Here is a 10,829-nt window from a genome sequence, read left to right as displayed (position 1 = left end):
GATTTAGGTTAAACTGTAATTGAGTCATAATTAATTCCTCCAACTTGTTTTTCGTAGCTGATAACATTGTTGACCAAAGGAATTAATTTGACTCATTTTCTTTTTACACAATTATATGGGCTTGACCCTCTGCTTCTGACTCTTACTCGCTGGTTTCTCCCTTTTGTGTCAGAAGCTGGAGCAGGTTCTGACTCTAGCTTCTGACTTCCAGCTGTTTGTGTCAGAAGGTTGCTCTGCTTCTGACTCTTACTCGCCGGTTTCTCCCTTTTGTGTCAGAAGCTGGAGCAGGTTCTGACTCTAGCTTCCGACTTCCAGCTGTTTGTGTCAGAAGGTTGCTCTGCTTCTGACTCTCACTCGCCGGTTTCTCCCTTTTGTGTCAGAAGCTGGAGCAGGTTCTGACTCTAGCATCCGATTTCCAGCTGTTTGTGTCAGAAGCAGGAGCAGGTTCCGACTCTAACTCATAATTCCCATTCTTTTATGTCCCAAGCTGTCTGCTCCGGCATTCTCCTTTCAAAACCGCCACTCGTAAGCTGTTCTGCTTATGAGATCCAGGTCTCACCCAGAAAAGGCGCCCCAATGCCATAAATTCAACTAACCGTGTTACCATCCATCCCCTCTTTTCATAAAATAGTCCAGAACTAACTATGGGAGGGGCACGTTTGTGACAGTATACAAAGTTTTCCACGGAACCAATTTATTTGCAGCTTCACTCGTCCAACAGTATGGTGTCAGTCTTGAAGCACAAAGATTTCTGACGGATTTCGGAAAAGGGCTGTATCTTACATTCAATTTCAATCAAGCAGGCAGATGGGCAAGTGTCCGTGCAAGGAACCTGCAGGTATCTGAGGAGTTATTGAAAAAGCTCGGCATCGGGAAAAAGGAATACCTTCATCATCCTGCAGCAAGGATACCTGCCGTTATTAGCTGGGATATTGATTTAGATATGTTGTCTCACCTGAACGGGAGGATTTTTCCCTTTCCTGATCAGCCATCATGGAAAAAGGAGAAAGCGGTCTGGGAGGACTTAGTCCTTAAATGCCGCAAAGGACACTCTCATAGCTATGATTTTGTTTATGGCCCGGTGGCAGGCGGACATTTTGAACATGAAGAAAAGCTAACCGTTTCAAAAAAGAAAGATCAGTTATCCCTCCATTGTGAACAGGCCATCCAATGTCTTTCGAACATGAAAGTCATCCCCGTCCTGTTCGATCAAGATTACAGGAAGCACGAACCAGAACTATGGAGAAGAATTCAAGTGGCTTGCTTGGAAATACAGCCAAACAGATTACACAGGATTCGTTCACTTTCAGATTCCTGGATTTCTTCCATTCACCCCAGTATGCTCAGGAGCGAATCTCCTTATTATTGGGCTTTTAGCCTACTATATGGAACAAACACTCTATGGCATGACCAATATGAAACTTGGTTAATGGAAAAAAGATAAAACCCTAATTCTTTTTTAGAAACACTTCAAGCATCTTAAAATCTTTCACTGTACAGGACATGACAAGCTTCTTTCCTTTTTCAGTATTAAAAATATAATAATTGTCAGCGAGGTCCCGAACCTGGAAAAACGTACTGGGAACCAGTTTATGGGTATTTACGATGACTTTATCGGGAACAACTCTTCCATCCTTACGCGCCCGCTCGCCAGCACGTTTCCTGGCTAATGAAAGAGAAGCATCTGCAATGTATAAATGAATGTCATATCCCGCTTTTTTCAGGTTAGTAAACAGGCTTTTATATTTTTTCGGCTTCGCCATTGTGCTTTCATAAATAAAACTCCTCCTTTTCCGAATCAGCTGATTGACCAATTCATCACGAATATCACAGGACTCCTTATGAACCAAAAGAGCTGCCTTCTGAGGATACTTTTCTTTATAGATTTGATATTCGGGAATATATAGCTTTATCTCGTCAGGATCAACCTGCACGACACGAGATAGGAGTTGCGGGTTTGATTTTGCGATTGTTTCTCTAAGCACAGATTTACCTGTACCGCTGCCGCCTCCAAAAAAGATTGCCTGTGGATTAAGCTCACTGCCCTGATACGTATTTTGAAGATCGGCTAAAATTTTTTGATGTAAAACCCTTCTGCCTGAAAGATAAGCTCCGTCTCCTTTTGAAAAAAGTGTCTTAGTATCTTTTATATTCGAGCTTTTACCGCTCCTTGTATCTTTGTGAAAGATTTTTCCCAGCCAGTTGCGAAATATCAAATCAATCACCTCTGAAAAGCTTATGTATGAGCCAAGAATGATTATGCAGTCGAACTGCACGAAATAAAAAAACGCTTTCTCATTAAGAAAAAGCGCCTCGCAGTCATTCGGTCGGATAAAGTTCCTGATATGTTTCTACTGTATGTTTTATTAAATCCTTAAGTACATCAGTATTGATATCAGCTAATTTATTTACATAAATACAGGCCTTACTCTTCGTGTACTTACCGAAGCTTTCTAATAATTTTTCTCGTTCCTCACTTTCATAGGACAAATAAAGACTTATTTTTGCCTTTCGTGGGGAAAAACCCGCTAAAGGAGCATCCCCTTCGCGACCTGATGCATACTTATAGTGGTACTTGCCAAAGCCTATAATACTTGGCCCCCACATTTTTGCTTCGTACCCAGTTACCTCCTCAAAAATTTCTAACAGCTGGTAGGCATCTGCCTTCTTCTTCTCATTTTCCACACTTTCAATAAATTCAATTACACTTTTATCGGTTTCTTTCATCTTCGGTTCTGTCAATTATTCGCGCTCCTATTCACTGAGTATCATGTTTACATTAAGTTCATTTTCTATTCCTTCTTTATTTTTTACTTATATATTCGTTAGATATACTCCGTTTTCCTACCTTATTACACTTTACCTCCCATCTTGGCAATAAAAAAACCGCCACATTCGGCAACCCATTGATGGAGAGATATTATACCAATCTTAACTTGGAACATAAGCGGTAAAAATGATATAAACCACTTAACTGTTCTTGATTGCGTGTATTTAAAAGTACCTTGCACTCCTCGATAATATCCTTTGCCCCTTCAATATTGTAATCCTCCAGATTCCTAATATTATCTTTTAATTGCACGGCTCTGTTTGAATATACAGCACTTTGGGCCACTTTCATTAACATAACCTTAATAACCTGGTACGAATTAAAACAGCGATAATGATTAGGTCCCCTCTTCGATTGTATATACCCTTCCTTTTCCCAGTACCGAAGAGTTGAAGCTGGTGTCCTTGTGTTTAATGAAACATCTTTGATTGGAAGGTGTTTTTCAGAATCTAGATGCTCCAGATATTCCTTCACTCGTTCAATGAGTGTCCTGTCCTCATTAGCAGCTTTTTGCGCACTATTGATGATCCAAAGAGCAGCATCCAATTCTTCTCGCTGGAGCGTTTTTAGTACTGCTGCTGTATGATTTATTCCAAAACCTGGTGACATAGCGATAATACATTCAAAATAAAGCAAGTGCTCCTCTGTATATATCCTATATCCTGCAGATGACCGTGATGGTTTTGGGACCAATCCTCTTTCTTCATAGCTTCTTAGGGAGCTGGTGCTAATATTCAATTTTTTAGCAATATCTATCGGTCTCATCTTTTCCAATGAGAACACCCCTCTGTTCAATAACTGTACTTCTTTGTAAAGTTTACCAGAATGATAGTTGTAATTCCTTGTTATTTTTTCAGAAACTTTAGAATTTGCTTTAATGTTGTAAAATTAATGTATAAGACAAAAAATGGAGGGATCTATTTAGCCATGAACAATTCAGCTGCAATTCACAGTCGCTGAGCCAAGTGAAGATTTGAAATTGAAAGGACTGAGATCTTTATGGCAAATAATCATCATGGTCCAAATCCTGCCGATATATATCCGATTAAAGGAAATCAGATGGTGCAATTTATTAAAAATACGATTACAAAGCCTAACATTCGTGCAGGTGAATACTCCTATTACGATACAAGAAATGGCGAAACCTTTGAAGATCAGGTGTTATATCATTATGAGTTTTTCGGAGACCAGCTTATTATAGGGAAATTTTGTGCGATAGCACCCGGTGTTACATTTATTATGAATGGGGCCAATCATCGAATGGATGGGTTCTCAACCTACCCTTTTAATATTTTCAAAAACGGCTGGGAGAAGTATACGCCGACGTTGGATCAGCTGCCATTTAAAGGGGATACCATCATTGGGAATGATGTTTGGATTGGGATGGATACGGTTATTATGCCGGGAATTAAGATTGGAAACGGTGCTATTATAGCTGCTAAATCGGTTATAACGCAAGATGTGGAACCTTACACAATTGTTGGGGGGAATCCTGCAATGAAAATTAGGAAGCGTTTTTCAGACGAAATGATTGCTGAATTGACGGAATTGAAATGGTGGGATCTAGATATTGAGATTATTTCTGCTCATATCGATGTGATCGTAAATGGAGATATAGAAAAACTGAGAAGGATAAAAAATCCTAAATAAGAAGGTTAAAGTTTTTAATAGGGAAGAATATCAATGGCTCCATTTATCGTATTTATTGGTTCATTCCTGTTTTTTCGCTTGATTGGATTATTGGGTTTTGCTTATTTGGATGGGTGGGAACCCTCCTTGCGAATCGCTGTTGCTCTTATGTTCTTATTTGCGGCATCAGCGCATTGGGGAAAAAGGCGGCCCGATCTTATCAAAATGGTGCCTCCTGCTTTTCCAAAACCAGGTCTCATCGTCACCATAACTGGAATACTCGAAATCATCGGTGCAATAGGACTCTTGATTCCAATTACTTCAAGCCTTGCTGCGGCAGGATTGGCTTTATTGCTTTTTGCTATGTTCCCGGCCAACATATACGCAGCTCGAAAAGGGAGCAGTATGGGAGGGAAACCAATTACTTCTCTTTTCCCTCGAACGATTATTCAAATTATTTTTATTATAGCTGTTATTCTTATTATGTAGCTTATAAGTGAATAGACAGAAAGAATATATTATCCAACGGCCAGTTCTGGCCAGCACCAGCCCCTCTAGTAATTAAAACACTCAATTGCAGTTCAGGGCGCTTAATCCAAATCGCGCCCCCTATTATTCTTTTAGATCATAATAAAAAATACTAGTACTACAATTAATATTGCTATGATCACTGACAGCCATCCAATCTTCATCCTGCTTAACAAACGATCAATGATAAAGAATAAGACAGCAGAACCAAGTCCAAAAACTTGTAATACAGCTCCACAGCAGCAATGAATGATGAAGGAGGCAATCTCACGAGCAAGAGCTTTATTAGCAATCACTCTACTGAGCCAGTCACTGAAGACGGAAGCTATAACTCCATACGTAATGGCAAGCATTAAGTTTAAATAAAATAAATTTAAAAATAAATTTACAAATCGGTCTTCTTCAAACCCGCCAATGTTTGAAAAAGCCAGTGCAAATAAGAAACTGCTAAGAATAGCAGTTAATATTTTTCTCTTTAATATAATGGCTATTTCCTTCTCTCTGCCTTCAATTCTGCTGCATTGTCCAGGCGAGGTGAACCAGAATTGTGCTGCTTTAAGACCAATCCACCCCAGCCCAAGAGGATTGCAGCTTTCGCAAAAGAACAATTTGGCCGACATGGTACGTATCGTGCATCATAATATTGCTGAGCAGACGCTCAATAGAGTTACTGTTGGCTGCATACGGTGCTTTTAACTGTTCATCGTTAAGTTCCGTAATGACCTCTTTTAATTCACCCATGACTTCATTAAGGTGCTGCACTGTCTGGGCCCATCTAGATTCGTCCTCTGGATCCCCCGGATTTCCAAAGGTTACTTCATTGTCTTCTGCCTTTTGCGGATTTTCAGTTCCCTTGATTCGATGGATAACATCTTCATTCCAAAATATCAGGTGGTTGACAATCTGCCAAATCGAATTGCTCTGTCCCGAACTTGTCCATGCTGCCTCAGCTGCATTGACTTCATGTAACGCCTGATCCATGGATGCAAACCATTCATTTTCATGCCAATGCATGGCGAGTTGCTCTACAAACATGTTAGTTACAACTTCCATACAACCTCTCCTCACTGTTAAGAATAATCCTTAAAAGTCAATAGATAACGTCTAAAAAATATGGGTAAGCCACTGGAACTGCTTACCACACACCCATATGACATATTCGGCTCATTTTGTTTTTATACCTTCATTAGAACATTAAAATTTTTGCAGGGCTTTAAAATATCAGCTTATATAAAACAAACCCAACCATTAATACAACGATCAGTACTGCTGTCCCCTTCCACCCCAAACCGCCAGTTAAGTCCGTTAAACTCCCAATACTTCCTCTATTTAGTGAATCGTTTAGCGCAGAAGTTGTTTTTAATTCACTTTGCTTTAGCAGTTCTCTTTTTTCCTCTGGTGTTTCATCTCGTTTATTCGTAACAAACACCCCCTGCAAGCTGTTTCTAATGTGAATATATTCTGTATTCATGCGCTTATACCTTTTATTACACATAAAAAGGCGCCTTCAAAAAGAAAAGCGCCAGGTTGGATTATAGTGATTCAGTTGAAGTTCTTCCGTTTTATAATTTCTGATATATCAATTTCCTATAAAAATGAGAAGCCATGATAATAATTGAGTAAATTAGTGGTAAATTTAAAGGGTTTTTTATTTTTTCCAAATGCTTTCTAATTAAAAAGAAGTCAACCATCAACATGGTCAGAAAATTTAATAAGGTTGAAGTTAAGGTTGCTTTTTTGGTCCAGAAAGCAGTTGATAAGGAAAGTACAAAACCAAAGAAAGGGCCGACGATAAAATGTTCTTTCCACGATAAAAATTCCGGGAATCCATACCGAATCTTTCTAAGTAGAGCAAACAAATAAACCGTGTTCATCCAGGTTACCTGGATAAGGTTAAATAAAGAAATAAACGCAATCACCGGTCTTTTGTTCTTAAGTTGTTCGTTCCAAAAATCGTTACAGAAAAATGATAATAAAATAAAACAGAATGTATATCTCGTTCTCCACCACTTATTTTTGTAAACACCCATGAAAATAAACAGCTTTTCAATGAGAACAAAATACAAGCTGAAAAATATCTTCACCTTCCATCCCAGGTTGAAAACAGTAATAAACAGGGCTGTTATTGGCACATAAAAAAACTGTGACCAAATGGCTCCGAAAATATTATCTAAATTCCTTTGTTTTATAAATTTGGGCTTGTATACATATCCATCCAAAAGGGCTACAACAATATATTCAAACATATAAGCCATTCCGGCGTAATTAAAGAAAAGGACCAAGTCTCTCTTGCGATTTCTGCTTTTATACAAGGTTAATACAAGCATAACAAAATGGATGCTTCCCAAAATAAGATATGGATACTTATTTACACGTCTTCTGCTTCTCATATTCGTCCAGCTTCCATTTAGATTTCTTATATTGTTTGTAATTGGAAACTAAAATATGTATCTAATTCACACTCCACCAACTGCTTCGTTTATAAAATAAGGATTGCAGTCGCTAACCACAATAACGCAGATATAAAGGATACATCTGTGCGCGTCCGGTTCCTGTTATCGTTAACATCATTAACGCTGCACCTCCCATTTTTATCGCCACCAATTCATATTTTTTCCCAAAAACGGAAACAATAAGCGTAATACGAAACATAAACAATAGTGCTCTTTGGGCTTACTTTGATGTCACTTTTTTGGATGAAAGAAGGGAAACCTTTCATATGAAGACTTTCCGAAAATCGAGGACAGGGAACTGCTAATTAATAGAAATAACATGTCTGCATCTTGTTGATGATTGAAACAGCACCTAAGCGATTTTATCATCAAAGAGTTGCAGTTATGAATGATGTGATATTGAGGCTTCCATTTCAAAAGTATTGGAATAGGCCACTCCAGACAAAAACACAGGAGATAAAGCAAATCGATGAATAACGAGTCAGAGTGAACCAGTTATTCCGCTGCCAGTTACCAATCACGAAACGGAGGTGAGCCAGATTCAGGAGCAGCCAATACCAGACAGATTGAAAGTTTCTCCATTTTTAGTGTTTTATTTAATTATGTCCATGCAAATTGGCATTGGAGTTCTTGGCTATCAAAGAGACATCGCAAAGAGTGCAGGCTATGATGCCTGGATTTCCATCTTGTTTGCCGGGGGATGCATACATGTACTAGTTTGGATGATATATAAAATTGCCGAAACGGTTGATGGAGATTTTGTGACAGCCCATACCTATCTTATAGGCAATTTCTTCGGCAAAGCCATCAGTACCATTTTCATCGGGTACTTTTTTATGTATGTATTAGCTATATTACGTACCTTTATCGAAGTCATTCAAGTGTGGATGTTTCCAGATCTGAACACTTTCTGGTACTCTTTTGCATTTATGATACTTTGTATTTACATTATTTTTGGCGGATTCAGAACAGTCGTAGGGATTGCCTTTTTCGGCCTGGTATTGCCGGCTTATCTCCTCCTTACTTTTGGATTTGCCGTAAAATTCTCAAATTTTTATAATCTCCTTCCTATTTGGGATGCTTCAGTGAAGGAACTTCTCATCAGTTCCTACAATATGTCCCTTACCTTTATTGGGTTTGAGATTGTTTTGTTCACTTATCCTTTTATTAAAGATCCTAAGAAATCCCAAAAATGGGCTCACCTTGCTGTTTTCACCACTACCTTGATCTATACGGTATTAGCAGTCATTACCTTTGCCTATTTTTCGGAAGAGCAACTTGCTATGCATATTTGGCCCACCTTGAGCATGTGGAAAATTGTTGAAATGCCATTTGTGGAGCGTTTTGAATATATCGGAATTGCAAACTGGAACTTAATTATGCTTCCGAATGTGTGTATAGCGATTTGGATCTGTTCCAGACTTATTAAGAGGATATTTAATATTAAGCAAAAGATCGGTGTGTTTGTTATTGCCAGTGCTTTATTAATTCTGATTAACTTTGTAGATTCGCGTGATCAGATCAGTCAGCTTAATGACTATTTTGGGAAAGCGGGGTTTATCTTTACATTCATTTATATCCCCTTGTTTTTTATCGCCATCATGATTGCCAAAAGAGTAAAAAAGAAAGGGAAAAAGAAGGGGAAAAAGAAATGAAAAGACTTATTTTAATGGGGATGGGCTTTTGATCGCTGCGGGACAATTCAGACACCGACCAAAACACTTTATACGGAAGATCCTTTTTAATCATAATTTATTTAATGCCTCCTTACATTTGAGTTAGTTTCCTTTCTCCTACCGTCTTCCAGACTAACTCAATTAATTTGGAGGATTTTTTATATAAAAAAGAGAGGATTTTTTCCTCTCTAATCACAAATAAGACGATCTAGAAAATTTGTGTTCAGTTGTCTATCAGCTATAATTTCCGTACTTGATAACACCAAAGATCATTAACAGCATTAAAGTAAAAATGCCTATTGTTCCGATAACAGCAATAACATTAAGGATTCTATTAGCTTTTGTACAAAATAGCCTGCGAAATACAATATAAACCCCTACTCCAATGATTCCGCCTAATGAATTCCCCAGTAGGTCAGTTATGTCACTGCCTCCTATCGCAAAAATGAATTGCAGTATTTCAAATAACAGGCTGGCACCGGCTACAGGCACTATCTTTTTCAAGAACGGCCAATTTGGCTTCAGCATGCTGATATAAATGCCAAATGGTATAAACACAAGTACATTTAGGATGATTTCATTAAAATCTATTCGACCATCAGCAATAGCCGAACCAGCAAAAGGAATGAAGTTGATTTCCCTAAAATCCGTAAAATGACGCAAATCCTGAATTGAAGACTGCATTTTGAATGGAATAATCCATATTAACACCAATAAATAGATAGCCAGCAGGACAGCCGTTATCTTATTTTGAATATGTTTTATACTTTCCATTGATCCCCTTATCTCCTCTTTACAATCCTTAACGTATTTTCCATTCACATACCATAAACAACTCATTCTCTAGTAAATGTGCAGTAAGATTGCCGCGCATTTTTGTCATTAAACTTTTAGCAATCGGCAACCCTAATCCTGTGCTTTTTTCCGTTCTCGTTTTGTCCCCTTTGTAGAATCGGTCAAAAAGATGATCGATATCTTGTTCATTCAGCTGCTCAACCTGGTTGCTTATGATCAGCTGTACAGCTGATGGCTGTCTTTTAAGACGTATGCGAACATTCCCCTTCGAGTGTTTGATGGCATTGACCACTAAGTTTTCGATTACTCGTTTTACAGCAGAGACATCCCCGATGATCGATATCTCTTCCTCCGGGATTTTAAGAACAGGCTCAATACCATGCTGATGGAATTGCTCATAAAAACCTACCAGCACTTCTAAAAGCAGCTGGTTCAGCATCATTTTTTCAGGCTTTAATGGATAATCAGCAGATTCTATAATGGACAGTTCGAAAAAGTCTTCCAACAAAGCCTTCAAACGTAAGGCCCCGCTTTTTACAACAGAAGTATACTCTGCTTTTTTCTCTGAGGATAATTCGTCTGATTCCAAGAATTGAATATAGCCTAAAATAGACGTCATTGGCGTACGGATATCATGTGATATATTGGCAATCGCCTGCTTCAATTCATTTTCTTTACGGCGCTTTTCCGCATTTGCCTGTTTGGTTACATCGATTTGCTGGTTGATTTCTTTCACAAGGAATTCGATATCATTGTCAAAAAAAGCAAGATCGAGTTTTTTCTCTGTTACACCCTTATTTAACTCGTGCAATTGCCTTGCAGCTCTTTTTATTTCTTTTTTCAGCAAATAAAGGCGAGTGAGAACAAATACAGTAATGACGATTAAAGAGACTGTTAAATAAACGATGATTCCCACCC

14 protein-coding genes are annotated in these 10,829 nt (G+C 38.4%); 5 read left to right on the top strand and 9 right to left on the bottom strand.

What is annotated here, in order from left to right; all coding sequences use genetic code 11:
- Positions 1 to 661: 661 nt before the first annotated feature.
- Positions 662 to 1,444 carry a DUF3990 domain-containing protein gene (locus tag M3205_RS20290; RefSeq protein ID WP_251171533.1) on the top strand — a complete coding sequence of 261 codons (783 nt, stop codon included), beginning with the start codon at positions 662 to 664 and terminating at the stop codon, positions 1,442 to 1,444.
- 4 nt (positions 1,445 to 1,448) lie between these two features.
- On the opposite strand, the gene M3205_RS20285 is transcribed toward M3205_RS20290, so the two are convergent.
- The 3 genes from M3205_RS20285 to M3205_RS20275 form a co-directional block, all read right to left on the bottom strand.
- Positions 1,449 to 2,276 (bottom strand): zeta toxin family protein, encoded by an 828-nt coding sequence (locus M3205_RS20285; RefSeq protein WP_251171532.1) that lies wholly within the window; start codon positions 2,274 to 2,276, stop codon positions 1,449 to 1,451.
- A gap of 43 nt (positions 2,277 to 2,319) precedes the next feature.
- Complete coding sequence (locus M3205_RS20280) at positions 2,320 to 2,742, bottom strand: DUF1801 domain-containing protein (RefSeq protein ID WP_251171531.1); 423 nt, start codon at positions 2,740 to 2,742, stop codon at positions 2,320 to 2,322.
- Positions 2,743 to 2,920: 178 nt separating this feature from the next.
- Positions 2,921 to 3,595 (bottom strand): MerR family transcriptional regulator, encoded by a 675-nt coding sequence (locus M3205_RS20275; protein ID WP_251171536.1) that lies wholly within the window; start codon positions 3,593 to 3,595, stop codon positions 2,921 to 2,923.
- Between the two features lie 234 nt (positions 3,596 to 3,829).
- Between M3205_RS20275 and M3205_RS20270 the strand changes: the two genes are divergently transcribed.
- Both M3205_RS20270 and M3205_RS20265 read left to right on the top strand, forming a co-directional pair.
- Complete coding sequence (locus tag M3205_RS20270) at positions 3,830 to 4,480, top strand: Vat family streptogramin A O-acetyltransferase (RefSeq protein WP_251171530.1); 651 nt, start codon at positions 3,830 to 3,832, stop codon at positions 4,478 to 4,480.
- 33 nt (positions 4,481 to 4,513) lie between these two features.
- Complete coding sequence (locus tag M3205_RS20265; protein ID WP_251171529.1) at positions 4,514 to 4,948, top strand: DoxX family protein; 435 nt, start codon at positions 4,514 to 4,516, stop codon at positions 4,946 to 4,948.
- A 131-nt stretch (positions 4,949 to 5,079) separates the two neighbouring features.
- Here M3205_RS20265 and M3205_RS20260 read toward each other — a convergent pair whose 3' ends face one another.
- The 4 genes from M3205_RS20260 to M3205_RS20245 all read right to left on the bottom strand — a co-directional run bounded on the left by M3205_RS20260 (position 5,080) and on the right by M3205_RS20245 (position 7,377).
- Positions 5,080 to 5,607, bottom strand: coding sequence for a hypothetical protein (locus M3205_RS20260; protein ID WP_251171528.1), 528 nt, complete (start codon positions 5,605 to 5,607; stop codon positions 5,080 to 5,082).
- Positions 5,543 to 6,040, bottom strand: a complete 498-nt coding sequence (locus M3205_RS20255) for a DinB family protein (protein WP_251171527.1) — start codon at positions 6,038 to 6,040, stop codon at positions 5,543 to 5,545. The genes M3205_RS20260 and M3205_RS20255 overlap by 65 nt, the downstream gene beginning before the upstream one ends.
- A gap of 160 nt (positions 6,041 to 6,200) precedes the next feature.
- Entirely contained in the window at positions 6,201 to 6,458 is a 258-nt protein-coding gene (locus M3205_RS20250; protein ID WP_251171526.1) for a DUF6366 family protein, read from the bottom strand.
- A gap of 91 nt (positions 6,459 to 6,549) precedes the next feature.
- Entirely contained in the window at positions 6,550 to 7,377 is an 828-nt protein-coding gene (locus M3205_RS20245) for a hypothetical protein (protein WP_251171525.1), read from the bottom strand.
- A 399-nt stretch (positions 7,378 to 7,776) separates the two neighbouring features.
- Between M3205_RS20245 and M3205_RS20240 the strand changes: the two genes are divergently transcribed.
- Together M3205_RS20240 and M3205_RS20235 are read left to right on the top strand one after the other, a co-directional pair.
- Positions 7,777 to 7,917 carry a hypothetical protein gene (locus M3205_RS20240; protein WP_251171524.1) on the top strand — a complete coding sequence of 47 codons (141 nt, stop codon included), beginning with the start codon at positions 7,777 to 7,779 and terminating at the stop codon, positions 7,915 to 7,917.
- A 62-nt stretch (positions 7,918 to 7,979) separates the two neighbouring features.
- Entirely contained in the window at positions 7,980 to 9,095 is a 1,116-nt protein-coding gene (locus M3205_RS20235) for a GerAB/ArcD/ProY family transporter (RefSeq protein ID WP_251171535.1), read from the top strand.
- Between the two features lie 255 nt (positions 9,096 to 9,350).
- On the opposite strand, the gene M3205_RS20230 is transcribed toward M3205_RS20235, so the two are convergent.
- Both M3205_RS20230 and M3205_RS20225 read right to left on the bottom strand, forming a co-directional pair.
- Positions 9,351 to 9,890 (bottom strand): VanZ family protein, encoded by a 540-nt coding sequence (locus tag M3205_RS20230; RefSeq protein WP_251171523.1) that lies wholly within the window; start codon positions 9,888 to 9,890, stop codon positions 9,351 to 9,353.
- Positions 9,891 to 9,918: 28 nt separating this feature from the next.
- Positions 9,919 to 10,827 (bottom strand): sensor histidine kinase, encoded by a 909-nt coding sequence (locus tag M3205_RS20225; RefSeq protein ID WP_311315745.1) that lies wholly within the window; start codon positions 10,825 to 10,827, stop codon positions 9,919 to 9,921.
- Positions 10,828 to 10,829 lie beyond the last annotated feature (2 nt).

The sequence above is a fragment of the Cytobacillus firmus genome (genome assembly GCF_023715565.1).
GTDB classification, from domain to species: domain Bacteria; phylum Bacillota; class Bacilli; order Bacillales; family Cytobacillaceae; genus Cytobacillus; species Cytobacillus firmus_C.
Note: the sequence above shows the minus strand (reverse complement) of the source record. Positions and strands in the feature narration are given on the sequence as shown.

Bases quoted from the DNA above. Each gene is read 5' to 3' on its own strand.
- M3205_RS20250 (WP_251171526.1), bottom strand. From the start codon at position 6,458: ATGAATACAGAATATATTCACATTAGAAACAGCTTGCAGGGGGTGTTT.
- M3205_RS20245 (WP_251171525.1), bottom strand. From the start codon at position 7,377: ATGAGAAGCAGAAGACGTGTAAATAAGTATCCATATCTTATTTTGGGA.
- M3205_RS20240 (WP_251171524.1), top strand. From the start codon at position 7,777: ATGATTGAAACAGCACCTAAGCGATTTTATCATCAAAGAGTTGCAGTT.
- M3205_RS20255 (WP_251171527.1), bottom strand. From the start codon at position 6,040: ATGGAAGTTGTAACTAACATGTTTGTAGAGCAACTCGCCATGCATTGG.
- M3205_RS20275 (WP_251171536.1), bottom strand. From the start codon at position 3,595: ATGAGACCGATAGATATTGCTAAAAAATTGAATATTAGCACCAGCTCC.
- M3205_RS20270 (WP_251171530.1), top strand. From the start codon at position 3,830: ATGGCAAATAATCATCATGGTCCAAATCCTGCCGATATATATCCGATT.
- M3205_RS20230 (WP_251171523.1), bottom strand. From the start codon at position 9,890: ATGGAAAGTATAAAACATATTCAAAATAAGATAACGGCTGTCCTGCTG.
- M3205_RS20265 (WP_251171529.1), top strand. From the start codon at position 4,514: ATGGCTCCATTTATCGTATTTATTGGTTCATTCCTGTTTTTTCGCTTG.
- M3205_RS20260 (WP_251171528.1), bottom strand. From the start codon at position 5,607: ATGTCGGCCAAATTGTTCTTTTGCGAAAGCTGCAATCCTCTTGGGCTG.